Genomic DNA, 16,150 nt, shown 5'->3' with positions numbered 1-16,150 from the left:
TGCCGTTAGAAAAAACAAATATAGCAGGTTAAACCGATTGGTTCAGCCCACTTTTTATTCCATTAAATTCTTCAAAGGAAAGCAAGCGTTTATGCGACCCACTTTCGTAAAGAACGCTTCCACCAAGGTTCATTTTGTGGCTCTTGCGGTTCGTGAGGTTGACGCATAAATTGATGAGCCAATACAGTTTTCCCTTTAACAACAGCGCCGGGGTTAGTAACGAAGATGGATTTTACATAGAAATCGTCTCCAAGCCTACTCCCAATTGCTTCTCGGGAGAGATGCAATAAATCAACCGGGCGAGAAGAGAGATTGTGAACATCGGAACCAACAAGATGTATCATTCTCCTTTTCAGCAATTTTTCCGCATTTAATTTAGGCGATTCACCAAATGCCCCAAGAATACTTCCGGCGTCCAATTGAAACAAAGCTCCCATTTCAAAGGCGCGATCAAGAATATCAAAGCGGGTTTCAACCAAAGCATTTCGCTCGGGGTGAGCAATGATTGGGGTAACACCGGAAAGTTTCAATTCAAACAAGACATGAAGAAAATTCATCGGGATGCTCATTTCAGGCATCTCAATTAAGGCAAACTTTTCCTCTTTTCGCTCAACGCCGCTTTGTTCTAAAAATGCGTGATGATTTAATACAAAGCGGTGACTTTGGTCGGTTAAATAAACTTCATAGCCTTGAGAAAGAAAAATGTCAAATCCTTCTTTAAGAGCGGCTTCTTTGACCTCTTGCATTGCGCGATGAATTTTGGGGAAAGTCTCTTCCTTAAAATCCATCTCATACAAGTGGGGGCTTACAGAAATGGCCGTAATTCCAATGCGAGCGGAGGCTTCAAGAATTTTCAAGGATTCTGAAATGGTTTTGGCGCCGTCATCGACGCCCGGCAAGAGATGTGAATGAATATCAATCATAAAATCAAGTCATTAAAATGGAAAAAGGCAATCTCACAAATCAATATAAGGATTGCCTTATCCCTTGGCCTTGACGGAAGTCAAGTCTTGTGCCGCTTCGGCAAAGCGAATTTGTTGCCAAAAAAAGCAAAAAACGCCAACGAGTGCCGAAGAAAACAACTGAATGAAAAAAGTGATTAATGCATAAGCTGCAGCATCGGTTTTAGGTACATGAAAAACCGTTTCCAAGGCGACTGTGCAGGCATATTGATATGTTCCTGCGCCGCCCGGTGTTATCAACTGCCCTAAAGCAGAAATGCACATCACCACAAGCGACTCCCAAAAACCAATTCCGTATTTTCCGAAGTCAACGGCAAATGCCGGAAGGAGTGACGCCATCCAATAAAGACTCCAAATGGCAAGCGATGAAAAAATAATTTCAACATACTTCGTTTTGTCTTTCAAAGCCGCTGAGCCCTCAATAAAAGAGGAAATCCAACGCCTGATACGCTCCGACCAATGATCCGAAATTTTATTGCTCTTTAATATTGAGGCAATCTTTTCTGAAATCTGTTCAGGATAAAACGATATAGCAGTGGCAATCAACCAAATAATAATGGCAGCGAGCAGCATCAAATAAGTAGCGTATTCTACGGTGACTTGAAAGCCGAATAAAGAAATTTTATTAAAGGCAGCATTGATTGGGGTGCGAAACAGAAATACTGACCCCGCCAAAAGAACAGCATAAAGCAGGGTATCATAGATACGTTCAACAACTACCGATGCCAATACTTTTTTAGGATCGAGAGATTCTGCTTTTGATAGATTAAAACTTTTGGTGAGCTCTCCAACTCGAGGCAAGGCTTGATTGACGGCATAGCCAATCATTGTGGAATTGAAAAGATTAATCAAACTTAATTTTGGCTTGATTGTCGATAGCAAAAGCCCCCAACGCCAAGCGCGAATGATATGACTGAGAATCAAGATAAAGAAGGAGATGACAAGGAGTGGAAAATTTGCATCAGCTATGGCTGCCATTACATCCTGAAAATCTTTGGCGGTGAAGTCGCGAAAGGCAAGCCAAAAAAAGAAACCGGCGATACCCAACGATAAAATGATTTTAAGCGCGTTTTTCATGTTTATGGATTACGAGAGAGCATCGCTCGTGTCAGTAACTGATTATGTTGATTGAGATGGCCGAAAAGCCACACTGAGTAAAACTTTTGCAAACGGGAGATTTTGAAAAATCTCCGAATCGCTTTTGATTCGAAAAGACTGAATGGCAGATCGCTTTCGCAGATTTCTAAATAGCATTTTAAGATTCCAAACAAGGCCACGGACCACACACCCAGCATATTCGAAACCGCTTTTTTTCAAGTAAAAAGCAATTGAAAGCACTTCGAGCAATAAGCGAACCGGTACAATAAAAAAAAGATTGACCGTTGATAGATTTTTAAGTAGCATCATCACATTGTTGCGATGATTGAGATAGACTTTTTGCGGGCTTCCTGCGGCTAATGTTGCCCCGCCATAATGATAAACTTCTGATTTCGGTTCAGCTAAAATTTTATACCCTGCCAATTGAAGACGCCAACAAACATCAATCTCTTCCATATGAGCAAAGAAATCGGTATCAAAGATGCCAACCTTTTCAAGGGCTGAGCGACGAGCAAACATTGCGGTACCTGAAGCCCAAAAGATTTTAGAAACATGATTGAATTGTCCGGAATCAGACTCAACATGACTAAACATCCGCCCATAAGCATACGGGTAACCCAATCGGTCTAAAAGGCCTCCGGCGGCACCGGCATAATCAAAAACGCGCTTCCCTTGCTTTATCGATTGAATCGAAAGAATCTTGGGCTGAAGTGCCCCAATTTTGAAGTCACTTTGTGCTTTCTCAACAAGATGCTTAAGCCAATCCTGTGAATGCTCGGTATCGTTGTTTAAGAAAACAACATAGGGTGAGTTGGTTTTTTCGAACCCAAAATTACACCCTCCGGCATAACCTAAATTTTCTGGAGAAGAAAGAATTTCAATTTCAGGGTAAAGTGTGCGCGCCTCTTGAATGCTTGTATCGGTACTTCCATTATCGACAATAAATATTTTCATTGCCGCGTAATCTGTTCTTTTCAGCGAGGCTAAACAACCCAAGAGAATTGCGCTTCCGTTAAAATGAGGAATGATAATATCGACTGAAGGATTCAACTGGATTGGTCAAATTCATTTTTCTAAACAATCACCGAAAATTGCAAAGCCTTTAGATTTCAAATTGACTCTTCAATTGTGCGTGATTGAGTTAATGCTGATTTATTGGAAACTCTCCTACAAAACTTCAATATAAGAATTTTTTCCGTAGCCGTTGACAAGAGAGGTATTAAGAAAGGATGAAGTAAAAAAGTTCAAAAAGTATGAGTATCATACGATTATGAATGAGGACTGAAGCATGTGATCTTGTTCAAAAAATAGGTGAAAAAAAATTCGGCTTTTCCACTTATCGACCATTTTTTTATCGATGTCAAGAAGTTTTCAATTGAAAAAAGCCCTTTTTATTTCGCTTGAAGTCGCCGTAATTCTACTTGCTTTTGAAATGATTTATAAGGCGAGTATGCTTCCGTCTTATCCCTTTTCTGTTTTTGAAATTGAACATAAAGAGGCACTTCAAAATAAAAACACAGAAAGAAAGGAAAGCAAGGAAGAAGAAAAGAAACCAAAAGCAAGCGAATCCCCAAAACTGAAACAGTATGTCATTGCAGATGCTGAGGAAGGGATTGAAATTAAAAGCGGCGACCGAATCATCGGAATTTCAGGGAGGCGAATACGAGATAAAGAGGAGATTCTCTTTCCACTTCGACATGCAAAGCCCGGCGATTCTATTTCTCTCCTCATCGAGCGAGATACGATCCTTCGATTTTATTCGGTGTCACTGTCGCCTTCTGTCGTTGTGACGCCCGATTCAGTCATATCAACTCGAGCGATTTCAAGCAGCGTTGTGTTCAAAGAAAAAATTTCTCCATTACATCGTGGGTTACTCTTCATTCTTTTAGGGATTTCGACAGCCATCCTTTTCGTTTTGAATCACCGGGGGAAGGCAAAGCGAGAAGCACGAAAAGGCGAGGACTGGCAGGCATTATGGTTAACGGGCATTTCGTTATTTCTGCTTTTAGGGGCACACTTTCCGGGTGAAAAATGGGAAGCGTTGGCCTATCGAGCGACTCATGTCATGCTTTTTCCAATCCTTACCCTTTTTCTTCTCAGTCGGTTTAAAGCGCTCTGGAAAGCTCGATCGAAAAGACTGGCTTTGCGAAACGGGCTCTTGAATAAGTTTCAAAATTTCCCTTTAGAACCGAATGTAAATCAAGTGGTGTGGAGTTCAGGGATAGGGTTCCTCATTGCAATCGGGTTTGAATGCACGCTTTGGTTTCAATCGGCAGGTTTCGGTGAAAGCCAATTCATCAATATTAAAATTCAAAAATGGGGGTATGTAGCTTGGCATTGGGTGTGGATGATTATTTTTCTAAAAACGATTGTCAGTTTGATTGAAGAAGTCAAGATGCCAAACTTGCGAATTCGCGAGCGCGATGCGCTTGCGCGCAAATCGGGCTTTTATCTAATTGCTTTTCTGATTCCTCTTTCGGGCTACTTCATTTCTACCCTGCTTCCTGCAATCATACACACAAAACCGCCGTCAGCATTGAGTGTATTTCTTTCAATGCCGCTTGCAGTGGGTTTATGTATAGGTGGCTTGCTGATGATACTTCTTGCTGAGCTTCGATTTACTGAAGAGCGAATCGAACAGATTACACCGCGTGGAATCAAACGCGCTTCGGAGTGGCTTGCTTTGATGCTAATCGGCGGTTGTCTTTATGCAGTCCTTTCAATTTTTGCATTGCCGCTGAATCAGCAAATCTTGATGTGGGTATTGATATCGCTTGTTGCGGCGGTTTCATTTCAACCGGCGGCCACTGGTATAAAAAATTTGTCTGAACGATGGTTTTTTCAAGCCCAGCAAAACACCAGAGAGCTCCTTTCCGGCTTTGACGATGCCTTGTCACAATGCTTGACAAGAGAAGCAATGCAAGAGACAATGGAACTATATCTCTCAAAAGCGCTGGGCGTTGAAGAGGCGCCTCTCTTCGGTGCTTCGGAATCACCACTACTTTGCTTTACGCGTGAGCGAAACAGAAGTGCAAAAAGGTCTCCTAAGTTCATTCACACCGCTCAATTTATTGTTCGTAAAACCCGTTTGATGGAAGGGCGATTCGGGATATGGCTCAATCCATCAGTCTCGACAGTCAGAGAAAGTGAAGGAAATGGGTATATGATCTGCACATTACCACGGGCACTCGTTGAACGAGAAATCGGCGGTATCATCTCGTTTTCGGTCACGACTCCGCAATCAAGGAAATTCGAAAAAAGTAGGTTCATGTGCATCTTTCCTCCAAAGCTCCAAGGCGCACTCTTTTATGATGATGATATCAAGAATCTGCTACAATTGGCAAAGCGATTTCAGGCGTATGATGAAAAATGGATGATGGAGCAGGAAGCGCTCTGGCAGGCCGAAGAAAGTCGAAGACTTCGGGAAATCGGTTCGCTAAAAACAAAAATGTTGGCGGGTGTTTCGCACGACTTGCGCACCCCCTTGGCATCGATAAAGCTCTTTTCCGAACTGCTTAAAAACGGTGTAGCGCCGGATCAGCAAGAAAAATATCTTTCGATTATTGAGGGCGAAAGCGACCGGCTGTCGCGATTGATTTCATCTATTCTGAATTATGCTCGGCTGGAATCGCGCGAATATGAAACACTCTTTTCACTAAAGCCAATTTTCCTTTCTAAAGCAATGACGGAAGTATTACAATCAATGGCGTATCAATTCTCCCTGCAAAACTTTAGCGTTGAAACCGAAATCCAAGCGAAGTCGGATTTGGATGAGCCAATGATATATGCCGATGAAGGGCTTCTGAAACAAGTCATTGAGAATTTATTATCCAATGCAATCAAATACGCTCAGGAAACCAAAAAAATTACTTTGAAACTTCGTTGGGATAAATCGGTTGTTCTCAGGATCAAAGATGATGGAATCGGAATTAACGAAAAAGATTTACCAAGAATATTTGACGCGTATTACCGCAGTGAATCAGCGCAAAGCACAGGTCAAGGCGGGTTTGGAATCGGGCTGTCGTTCGTAAAAATGGTGCTCGATTTTCACGGGGCAAGCATCGAATGCCAAAGTGAAGAAGGAAAAGGCAGCGAATTTATACTCACTTTTCCACTTCAAACCAAACAAAAGTAAGTGAAACATTACCCCCCAAAAGCGGCATATCGATGAATGGAAAGTTTCCAAATAAGCCGATAAGCCGCATAAAAGATCATCGACCAAACGAGCGAAAGAAGTAGCCCTAAATTCAAGGATTCCGTAGAAAGCTGACCTAAAAACGCTTTTGCCGGGAAATATGAGAGAAACTGAAATGGTAAGAAAGAGAGCGTTTCAAAGAGAGGTTTCGGTAAAAAATCAAGCGGGAGTATTTGGCCGGTGATAAACCAAAAAAGAAGCCCTTTCATCACAAAGAGTGTCCAGATTTCATCCATCATAAAAGCAAAAAGCGCAATCAAAAACCCCATCATATACGAAAGATACATTCCTACAAGTAAGGTGATAAAGGCAATGGAGACTGCGTACCCATTGAGCTCAACCACCCCAATCACAAGTGACCCGAGATACAACACAAAAAAACCAGCAAAAACAGGCGTGACATCGGCAAGGAAGGCTGTGAATTGATAGGTCATAAAGTCGATGGGCTTGATGAGGAATCGGCTGAGATCGCCATCGCGAATGGAAGCGGCAATTTCTCGCTCAATCCGGTCAACCCGCATCAGGTTTGCAATGAGCAAACTCATCACCACATATCGAACCATCTGCAAATAGCTGTATCCACCAATTTCCGCCTTAGAATCCGATTCGAAAATGGCCGACCATAACACCACCTGAACCGTAATGGGAATAAACAACTTCCCAAGCAAATCAATAAACAACTCGCTCCGATATTCCACAAACCGCCGAAGCGAGGTTCGATACACCCACCAATACTTTTTAGTTACCACTGCTTTTCGAAATCAGAAGTTGTGAAGGTATGATTGCGCTCGGTAAAGAGTGTTTTGCTATTGTGCGGGAATTTCAGTCTGAGTGGGTCTTTATGGCGAAGTCGCGATAAGAATGCAAGCGGGAATAACACACCAAAAAAAACAAGCGTCAGCAATATTCGGCTATTCACCCAGCCCAAAACAAAAGCCAGTAAAAACCACCCTTTAAGCACCCACATCGACATCGTTTCTGAAAAAAGAAAAACAATGCCAAGCAATCCTGCAATGAGAATAACATTCCACGAGCTTGTGAAATAGGCTATGATAAGAAACCCGGTAAGAATGGCAATCTGAGACGAACGCTTTTCCTTTTCGGTAAACGATTTTTTAAGTTCCATTAAAGCTAAGAGTGATTGAAGAAAAAGTAATAGCAACTATTCCTTTTTCGAAGCATTGTCTTTCAAGTTTTGTTGAATTTGCGCGTTGGTTTGATTGATGTTCTTAATCGTTGATGTGATTTGAGAACTGGCCGCCCTCATCCGCTCAATCTTCTCTTGAATTTCCCGAAGTTTTTCCGAAACGCTTTTCATCCCGTTTGAATTCTCATAAACGATGAAGTAGTCAATGGCCTTTTCGAGGGCTTTATGAAGATTGCCTCCGTATTTATCATTGACAATCTTTTCAAAAGCTGCTTGTTTTTCATCCGAAAGCTTAAAGGCATCACTCGGGAAATCGCCGTTTTGCTCAGTATTGATCATGAAGTGTGTTGTTTTTACGCATCGATTCCTCTTCCAATCGCTTTCGATAAGCTAAAAGAGAAGACGCAAGAGTTGTATCGGAAAGTGCTAAAATTTGAATGGCTAAAAGACCGGCGTTTTTGGCATTTCCAATAGCAACCGTAGCCACCGGAATTCCGGCGGGCATTTGAACAATGGAATAAAGTGAATCAAGTCCACTCAAAGCTTTGCTTGGAACCGGAACGCCAATAACAGGTAAAGTCGTGTACGAAGCCGTCATTCCGGGTAAGTGAGCGGCACCGCCCGCACCCGCGATAATGACCTTGATGCCGCGGTCTTTGGCCGATTTGGCGTAGATGGCCATTACATCCGGCGTACGATGCGCTGAAACTACTCGAACTTCGCAAGGCACCGAAAACTCTTTCAGAATATCAATTGCACCACGCATTGTTTCGAGGTCGGAATCGGAACCCATAATCACGCCCACAAGTGGCGATAAAACGGTATCAGGCATTGGTTAGTCTATCGAACAAATCAAAAAAATTCAATTGGATAATCACTTAAGCTTAGAATCTAACTTTTCAAGTTCAGTTAAGCAATATCGGGTTTCTTCGTCCGAATCAGGATGAGCGGAAAAAAAGCCATCCAGAATTTCGAGTCCGAGTGTAGGCGTTGTAAGCCTGAGGCTCATCACAAGCACATTGGCATTGTTCCAACGGCGTGCGCCAATCGCTGTTTCCTTATCGGCACAAAGTGCTGCACGAATCCCTTTGAATTTATTGGCTGCCATTGCAACACCGGTTCCGGTATAGCAAAATAAAACCCCGTATTCACATTCGCCCGATTGAATTGCCTTTGCCACAGAGGCCGCAGCGGGAACCCACAGCTTTTCACTCGCGGTGCTTCCGGTAACGAGCGCGCCAAAGCACCGCAAGCGATGCTCTTTGGAAAGGGCATCGGTAATCGCTGCGGTGAGCGAATTCGATTCATCACTGCCTAAAGCAATTGGTTTTGAAGTAAAGGCCATTGAGATTCACCTTGGATTGAAAAGTAACATTATGGCTGCACAAGCAATTGAAGACGAAGCGAAAGCGGCTCCAAGCGTTCCACCGTTTGGCGAAGCTGTTCCGAAAGTTTGCCAAATTCAGCAGCGCCTTCACGAAGCCAATACGGATTTACGGGTTTGGCCGATTTCTTTCGCCCTTTCTCCCGAACTTTCCCTTGATCGAGTTGAGTGTCCATTATCAACGCATTTTTCGATTCCAAATCAGCCGCAACAGCGGTGAGTGTAAGCGCTTTCATCTTCTGCCGCTGCGTGGTAAGCAAAAGCAAGTCGCGGGCAGCGCGTTGAAACTCTGCGGGCGGTGCAGCCACTTGTAGCTCCCGATTCCGTTCAAACACTTTGCTGTATTCATAGTAGCTCCGCTCCGCAAGAAGGGCTTGAAGCCGTATCAGTTCGCGGCACTTCACAAGATGAGAGGCAGCAAAGGCGGCATCGGCGGCAGTCCAATTCTCGCTTGCGCGATATCGGTTCTGTAACGCCATTGCGAGCGAATCAAAAAGACTGTAAGAAGCACGCGTTAGTGAATCAAGCCGGTATGAAGTTGCCATTCCCGCGCCTTCAAGCATTCGCGCAGCACGGCTCTTTGCAAGTGAATCGGGCTCTATGGGCAGCGTTTTTAATAAAAAAGTAGAAACGCTATCGAGCGTTGGCACGGCGTTTCTTAAAACGGATTGGGTTAGATAGGTGAGCGAAACAAAATCGCCAATGAATATATCGGCAGTATCGGCACGAACAGCTTTTTGCCGAATGCTATCGGGTGCCGATTTCGCCAAAGTCATTTGAATAACATTGAACTGTTGATCGGTTTCCGATTGCCAAACCGGAGCAATTGGTAGAATCGGCGTAACAGTCGTTGAAGCAACGGGCAACGATTCTTTTGGGGATTCAAGCGGTTTAGAACTGCTGCAACTTGCAAAACAAATAAGAAGTAGCACATTGAATAGAACTATTACAAGTTGACTTGGGCGAAGGTTCTTAAACATATGTTTGAAGTGGAATTGTGAAAAAATTGTGATTATTGGCCAGATTGAATCTCACTTAAAAATGCGCGCGCAGCCGGGTAATTCGGGCGAAGTTGCAACGCGCGTTGAATCGCCGCAATGGCTTTCTCCCGTTGCCCTGTGTAGAAATATGCGCCCGAAAGATTGTAGTATAATGAAGCGTCCTCCGTATTTCCTAATGCGATACTTTCCTCTAAAAACGGAATCGCTTTTGCAAAGTCTTGATTAAACACATCAATCTGCCCAATCGCCCCCGCCGCAAACGCCGTCTTTTTGAGCGAGTAAGCATCAAGAAAGCAATTTCGCGCTTTTGCGTGGTAACCAAATTTCAAATACGCCTGCCCGGCATCACGGTAGAAGCGTTCATAGTTCGGGTATTTGGCAATGAGCGACTTGAATTCTAAAAACGCTGCGGGTTCATTCTTTTCATAGAGATAAAATTCAGCGGCCTCCAAGTGCGCATCGTATATCGCGATTTGCTCATCAATCGCCTTTGCTGAGAGTGTATCAATGTGGTTTCGAAATGGATAAGAACTGATTAATCGATTCGGCTCTCCGGCAGGAACAAAGGGATAAGTGCCCATCAAAATTCGAAGCCGCATATCGGCAATCGTAGAATCAAGTTTTGAGAAAGGAAGTTGCGAGAGAATGAGTTGGTCAATGAAATGCATAGGCACAGAAGACGCACTTGGGGGCAACACCTTTATGAGCGTTGAGGCAAACACGCGTCCCATTACTTGATAGCCTTTCACGGTTGGGTGAAGATGATCGCACATCAGGTTGTTTCCAACAATTCCTTGCGGTGAAGCCGCGGCGAACTCTTCCGAAACCCGGGCAATCGTGCATCCATATTGCTGAGCCAAGGAATCGATAATACGGTTCATTGCTTCAGGAGCGCGAAACCGCAATCCGTCAAGATCTTTCGCTTCTAAAAATAATCGTTTGGCGAGCACGGAATCTCCGGCAGCAAGTTGCTCAGCGGCTTCTTCAAAAATAGCTTGGGCAGTTTTCCCATCTGAACGCGCCAAGGAAACAAAAGGCTTTTGGCCATTTTGATTGCTTGCCAGCGTTCCAATAACAACAGGTATGTTCTTTTTCTGTGCTACCGATAACATATCGCTCATATTTTCACGGAACTGACGAAGCCCGTTATCATAAGTCTTGGAGCCAAGCGGAATCGCGCTTTCGCCAATCACTTTCGCCATTAAAGTGGCATTCTCGTTTTTACTTGGCTTTGTAAAAGTGGCAAGTCCGTTTTGAACAAGTTGTACCAAACGACTGTCTTGCATTGAAAGCAGGAGAGATTGAATTGAGCCAACGCCGGAAAAGCGAATCGAGGAGGCCGCGCCCATTACGCCATAATATTCATTGTGCCCGTTGTAAAAGACAAGCACATCGGGCTTTTGCTCAAGTGCGGCAGCAAAAAAATCTTTAATCGTTTCGGTACATATAGCTGCCATACCGAGATTGATGACTTCTACCTTTCTCGAGGGATATTGCATTTCAAGCGCCCTTTGCACATAAGCCGGAAACGAAACAGAATAGGGATACGGATAACCGGCGACACTGCTTTCGCCAAAGACAAACACGCGCAATGAATTGGGTGCTTTCACCCGGTCAAATTCAACGGGAATCACGGCAGGTGGTTCTGTAGTACGGAAATACTTGTAGCCAATGTATGGGTTCAAGGTGAGCTTATTGGAATCGCGTGAGGAAGGAACAAATACGGTATAGTCTCTACCATAATCAGCCGCCCGAAGCCCGACTTCAAGGAGCAATAAGAAGAACAGTGGCAGCGAAATCGCGACAAGATAAAACCACCACGGTGCAGGTTTTTTTGGCTGTTCAGCTTTTGAAGCCTGTGCTTGCAGAGCGGCGCCAGTCTGCTTCTTCGATTTTTTTTGAGACGATTTCATCTGGTGTTTAACTGTTATACGGCCGCGAAGTTAAATCAAACCCAATAAAGTGCAGTCATCTCTCTCAAGAAAAAGTTGTTGTAAGAAATCTAAAAGGAGTTGAGAGTTAACTTATTTTATCGAAGATGAGTGTATGTCCAAAAGTGGTTCGCTTATCACACCGATACACATCCCAAGGATCAAAAAAAGTACTCCAATAAAGAGTTTCTTTACAACACCCATTAATCCAGATCTCGCAATCAGTTGAAATAGGTAAAGAATTTCAAACGAAGCGAATTGAAGCACGCCAAGCTTCTGAAATAGTGAACCATAACCATAGTATTGATTCATTTGAAAAGAAAGAAGGATGGATAATTTCACGCACAAAATCAATAGCAAATAAAGTTGTGTTGATGCAAATGATTGCTCGGGAATTAACATCGAACAAAAGCCATAAAGAAAAAGGGATGAAAAGACAAAGAACCTTGGGTTCAAGAATTTGATGAGGTTATCAATTAACGCATTCATTTGAACTTCTTTTTTCACTCTTGATTATACCGTTCATTCCAAAGCTTTTCTAACCGCTCTTTCAGTGCTTTTTCTTTTCCTTCTTCCGTGGGTTTGTAAAAGGCTTCAGGGGTTGCGTTTGGTGGAAAGTAGTGTTCGCGAATAAAATGCCCATCATAAAGATGGGGGTACTTGTACTCTCTGCCATAGCCTTCGGCTTTCATCAGCGAAGTAGGCCCATTTCGAAGATGCAATGGGACCGTGAGGTCTGCGCCTCCCTTCACTCGCGAAAGTGCTGCTTCGATGCCGTTATAGGAGGCGTTCGACTTCGGGCATGACGCTAAAAATGTCACGCCTTGAGCCAAATTGATTCTTGCCTCCGGCATTCCAATTAGTTCAACCGCTTGAAAAACCGAAACGGCAACCTGCAAAGCTTGCGGCTCGGCATTGCCAATATCTTCGCTGGCGAAAATAACCATCCGCCTAGCGATAAAGCGCGCTTCTTCACCGGCATCAATCATTTTCGCAAGCCAAAAAAGCGCAGCATCGGGGTCGGAGCCACGGAGCGATTTGATAAACGCCGAGATGGTGTCGTAATGCGATTCACCCTTTTTGTCGTATTGCGGCGTTTTTTGTTGTAGTGCCAATTCAAGATGACGGATTGAAATGACAAGCGGAGATGGATCCTTTTCAATACTTGTCTCGCGCTCCGAAGCAGCCAGCAAAGCCGCTGCTTCGATTGCCCCGAGTGCGCCGCGGGCATCACCGCCCGAAAAAGCAAAAAGCGCGTGCGGCGATTCCAATTGCGGCTGAAGTGATGAGAGCCAAGGGTCGGTGGTTAACGCTCGGTTGACGATATGAAGAATCTCGGTTTCAGAAAGCGGGTGCAAATGATACACCTTGCAGCGCGAAAGGAGCGCAGCATTGACTTCAAAACTCGGGTTTTCAGTGGTGGCTCCAATGAGTGTCAGCAAGCCCGATTCCACCGCACCCAAAAGTGAATCTTGCTGCGATTTATTGAAGCGATGAATTTCGTCGATAAAGAGAATCGTTTTCTTCCCGCGCGATTGCATGCGTTTGGCGTCTTCGAGTGACGCGCGAACTTCCTTCACGCCGGAGTCGATGGCAGAAAGAGAGATAAAATGTGCTGTGGCTTTTTTAGCAATGAGCCGGGCAAGTGTGGTTTTTCCGGTGCCGGGCGGCCCCCAGAAAATCATTGAAAGAAACCGACCGGAGTCGAAAAAGCGGCGAAGCGGCGCACCTTCACCCAAGAGATGGGCTTGACCGATCACATCGTAAAGCACTTTAGGCCGCATCCGCTCGGCAAGCGGTGCCGACTCCGATGTTCCAATAGGTGTGTGGCGTTCATCGGGAAGTGATTCTTCCGATTCAAAAAGATCGTTCATGTGAATAAGTATATGGCTAATTCAATCTTGCGATGAAGCCAATTGAAAAGCAGAAAAAACTCTTAAACTTGGTTTGTATATTATACACAATAGGCCTTGATGAGAAAATAGTTCTTATTCTATTGAACGATGACACCAAACACAACCTCAATTGTAGAACCGACTGAGAAACAGCTCTCTCAAGAGTTTGAAGCAGCTCTTAAGAAACTGACTCAGGCACAAGCAGAGGAAGTGCTGCATTTTGTAGAATTTTTGATTCACAAAAGCAATGCGCCTGCAAAGGAGCCGCATGAACCGCTGAAGAACGAGGGAAATCAAGAACCCGAAAGCAAACGCAGTCTCGAGCCGCTAAAAGGGGCCTTCGGGAAAATGGCAGATGATTTTGATGCCCCTGTCGGAATTTTCGTTTTACCGCTTCCGAAAGATTTCGATGAACCCTTAGACAGTTTTAAGGATTATATGAAATGAGCCTATTACTTGATACCCACGCGTTGAATTCATTTAGTGAAACCGATAAGTTTGATTGAGATTCGATTAAAGAAATTAATTATATAAAATTTTATTATTCACTTGAAAACACATCATCAAATAATAAATGGAGATAGCCGACAAATGTCTGAATTAACAAATAATTCAGTTCATTTGGTTATTACATCGCCACCCTATTGGCAGTTAAAGGACTACGGAACGGAAACTCAAATTGGATTTCATGATAGTTATGAAAACTATATAAACAACCTAAATTTAGTTTGGAAAGAATGTTATCGTACACTTTACAATGGGTGCAGGTTATGCGTCAATATTGGTGACCAATTTGCCCGCGCCGTTTATTATGGACGGTACAAAGTCATTCCAATCCGTGAAGAAATCATTAAGTTCTGCGAGAATATTGGATTTGATTATATGGGAGCAATCATTTGGCAGAAAGTAACGACATCCAATACAACAGGTGGAGGTGTTCAAATGGGTTCCTATCCCTACCCAAGAAATGGTATTTTGAAATTGGACTACGAATTTATTCTTGTATTTAAGAAATTGGGAGAAAGCCCTAAACCGACAAAAGAACAAAAAGAGGCTTCAAAAATGAGTGCCGATGAATGGAACACATTTTTTGCAGGTCATTGGAATTTTGCAGGTGCCAGACAAAACGGGCATATAGCAATGTTCCCCGAAGAATTGCCGAGACGACTTATCAAAATGTTTTCGTTTGTAGGAGAAACTGTTCTTGACCCATTCGCTGGAAGCGGAACAACAGCCTTAGCGGCAAAAAACTCAGACAGAAATTCAATAGGTTATGAAATAAACCCACAATTTATTCCCTTTATCAAAGAAAAATTAGAAATTAATCAAGAAAATATTAATGGAACTACTTATGAATTTCTTTTACAAAAAGCTACATGTATTGACCTAAAAGATGAGATTCAAAAACTCCCGTATATTTTTAGAGACCCTCATACACTCGATAAAAAAATTGATGTAAAAAAACTTCAATTCGGTTCAAAATTTGATCAAGAAAGCCCGAATAAACGAGAAGAATTATTTACAGTAAAAGAAATAATTAGTCCTGAAAAGATTCGCTTAAATAATGACTTAATAATAAAGTTAATTGGAGTTAAAGAAGACCCTGAAATTAATGGCAAAGCAACTTCATTCCTAATTGAAAAAACAAAAGGGAAGCGAGTATTTCTTAAATATGATGCAGTTAAACACGATAAGGAAAATAATTTGCTTTGCTATCTCTATCTTGAAAATAAAACATTCATCAATGCTCATTTAATCAAAAACGGTTTGGTGCAAGTGGACAGCGATATTGATTTCAAATACAAAGACAAATTTTTGAACCTCTTGCAACAACAAAATGGCTAAACAATCCTTAAAACGTCACTCCAAAGAATTTGGCAAAAAGGAGAAGGTTCTTAATTACGCAACACAAACATATCAGCTTTCAAGACCAAACAAAGTGGGTGCGGTAATGGCTTTAATTCGTGAGTGCCAACCAAAAACAATCGAAGAATGGGAAAAATGGTATTTTGAAAATGCAAAGACTGACGGAAAAGAACCCGCAAAAATCACAAAAGAAAGTTTAGAAGAACTTGGCGAGCGGCTTTATGTAAAAATCAAGGAGATTGTTATACCTGAATGGACGGAAGCATTTAATCAACTTACTCTGCAAGACTGTATAGACTATATTCATAATCTTACCATCAATAGGACTTTTGATGGGTTTATCAGGGAAAAATCTGTAATTGAAGATAATCTTGCAAAGGAATTTCCAAATATCAAGTTTGAACAAAGCGACCCTGAACTTGACCACGCAGGCGACATTGATTATCTCGCTTGGGTTGGTAGAAAAGCGATTGGCATTCAAATCAAACCTGTAACTGTTAAAGCAAATTTCGGAAACTATTCAGCAACTGAAAGAATGAAGGCAAGTTTTGAAGACTTTACCAAAAAATATGGGGGTAAAGTATTTATAGTTTTCAGTGTCGATGATAAAATAGCAAATAATGAAGTAATTGATCAGATAGCAAGAGAAATCGATAGATTATCGTAAGTTA

Annotated in this window: 16 protein-coding genes; 4 read left to right on the top strand and 12 right to left on the bottom strand. The window is 42.8% G+C overall.

Going from position 1 to position 16,150, the window contains the following annotated elements:
• Positions 1–89: 89 nt before the first annotated feature.
• From SFU91_14685 to SFU91_14675, 3 genes are read right to left on the bottom strand one after another with little or no spacing between them, the layout of a single operon-like run.
• Positions 90–923: a CpsB/CapC family capsule biosynthesis tyrosine phosphatase gene (locus SFU91_14685; protein MDX2130278.1), complete on the bottom strand. Its 834-nt coding sequence runs from the start codon at positions 921–923 to the stop codon at positions 90–92.
• Positions 924–980: 57 nt separating this feature from the next.
• Entirely contained in the window at positions 981–2,039 is a 1,059-nt protein-coding gene (locus SFU91_14680) for a lysylphosphatidylglycerol synthase transmembrane domain-containing protein (protein MDX2130277.1), read from the bottom strand.
• 42 nt (positions 2,040–2,081) lie between these two features.
• Entirely contained in the window at positions 2,082–3,110 is a 1,029-nt protein-coding gene (locus SFU91_14675) for a glycosyltransferase family 2 protein (protein ID MDX2130276.1), read from the bottom strand.
• Positions 3,111–3,417: 307 nt separating this feature from the next.
• On the opposite strand from SFU91_14675, the gene SFU91_14670 reads away from it, so the two are divergent.
• Complete coding sequence (locus SFU91_14670) at positions 3,418–6,195, top strand: ATP-binding protein (protein ID MDX2130275.1); 2,778 nt, start codon at positions 3,418–3,420, stop codon at positions 6,193–6,195.
• Between the two features lie 8 nt (positions 6,196–6,203).
• On the opposite strand, the gene SFU91_14665 is transcribed toward SFU91_14670, so the two are convergent.
• From SFU91_14665 to SFU91_14625, 9 genes are all read right to left on the bottom strand, one after another.
• Positions 6,204–7,004 carry an ABC-2 family transporter protein gene (locus tag SFU91_14665; protein MDX2130274.1) on the bottom strand — a complete coding sequence of 267 codons (801 nt, stop codon included), beginning with the start codon at positions 7,002–7,004 and terminating at the stop codon, positions 6,204–6,206.
• Positions 6,998–7,381: an SxtJ family membrane protein gene (locus SFU91_14660; GenBank protein ID MDX2130273.1), complete on the bottom strand. Its 384-nt coding sequence runs from the start codon at positions 7,379–7,381 to the stop codon at positions 6,998–7,000. Before SFU91_14660 ends, SFU91_14665 begins: the two co-directional genes overlap by 7 nt.
• Positions 7,382–7,417: 36 nt before the next feature.
• On the bottom strand, positions 7,418–7,741 hold the full coding sequence (locus tag SFU91_14655) for a hypothetical protein (GenBank protein MDX2130272.1): 324 nt from the start codon (positions 7,739–7,741) through the stop codon (positions 7,418–7,420).
• Entirely contained in the window at positions 7,728–8,234 is a 507-nt protein-coding gene (gene purE / locus SFU91_14650; GenBank protein ID MDX2130271.1) for a 5-(carboxyamino)imidazole ribonucleotide mutase, read from the bottom strand. The genes SFU91_14655 and purE overlap by 14 nt, the downstream gene beginning before the upstream one ends.
• A gap of 42 nt (positions 8,235–8,276) precedes the next feature.
• The gene (locus SFU91_14645) at positions 8,277–8,747 is read right to left on the bottom strand and encodes an RpiB/LacA/LacB family sugar-phosphate isomerase (GenBank protein MDX2130270.1); all 471 of its coding nucleotides are present in this window, start codon (positions 8,745–8,747) and stop codon (positions 8,277–8,279) included.
• 29 nt (positions 8,748–8,776) lie between these two features.
• Positions 8,777–9,766 carry a hypothetical protein gene (locus SFU91_14640; GenBank protein MDX2130269.1) on the bottom strand — a complete coding sequence of 330 codons (990 nt, stop codon included), beginning with the start codon at positions 9,764–9,766 and terminating at the stop codon, positions 8,777–8,779.
• Positions 9,767–9,798: 32 nt separating this feature from the next.
• Positions 9,799–11,700, bottom strand: coding sequence for a tetratricopeptide repeat protein (locus SFU91_14635; protein ID MDX2130268.1), 1,902 nt, complete (start codon positions 11,698–11,700; stop codon positions 9,799–9,801).
• Between the two features lie 111 nt (positions 11,701–11,811).
• Positions 11,812–12,030 (bottom strand): hypothetical protein, encoded by a 219-nt coding sequence (locus SFU91_14630; GenBank protein MDX2130267.1) that lies wholly within the window; start codon positions 12,028–12,030, stop codon positions 11,812–11,814.
• Between the two features lie 191 nt (positions 12,031–12,221).
• The gene (locus SFU91_14625) at positions 12,222–13,592 is read right to left on the bottom strand and encodes a replication-associated recombination protein A (GenBank protein MDX2130266.1); all 1,371 of its coding nucleotides are present in this window, start codon (positions 13,590–13,592) and stop codon (positions 12,222–12,224) included.
• Between the two features lie 129 nt (positions 13,593–13,721).
• Here SFU91_14625 and SFU91_14620 point away from each other — a divergent pair, with 129 nt between their 5' ends.
• From SFU91_14620 to SFU91_14610, 3 genes are all read left to right on the top strand, one after another.
• Positions 13,722–14,060: a DUF2281 domain-containing protein gene (locus SFU91_14620; GenBank protein ID MDX2130265.1), complete on the top strand. Its 339-nt coding sequence runs from the start codon at positions 13,722–13,724 to the stop codon at positions 14,058–14,060.
• Between the two features lie 102 nt (positions 14,061–14,162).
• Complete coding sequence (locus tag SFU91_14615) at positions 14,163–15,458, top strand: DNA methyltransferase (GenBank protein MDX2130264.1); 1,296 nt, start codon at positions 14,163–14,165, stop codon at positions 15,456–15,458.
• Positions 15,451–16,146, top strand: a complete 696-nt coding sequence (locus tag SFU91_14610; protein MDX2130263.1) for an MjaI family restriction endonuclease — start codon at positions 15,451–15,453, stop codon at positions 16,144–16,146. Before SFU91_14615 ends, SFU91_14610 begins: the two co-directional genes overlap by 8 nt.
• Positions 16,147–16,150: the final 4 nt, after the last annotated feature.

It is taken from the genome of Chloroherpetonaceae bacterium, from assembly GCA_033763895.1.
Classification (GTDB): Bacteria; Bacteroidota; Chlorobiia; order Chlorobiales; family Thermochlorobacteraceae; genus JANRJQ01.
Note: the sequence above shows the minus strand (reverse complement) of the source record. Positions and strands in the feature narration are given on the sequence as shown.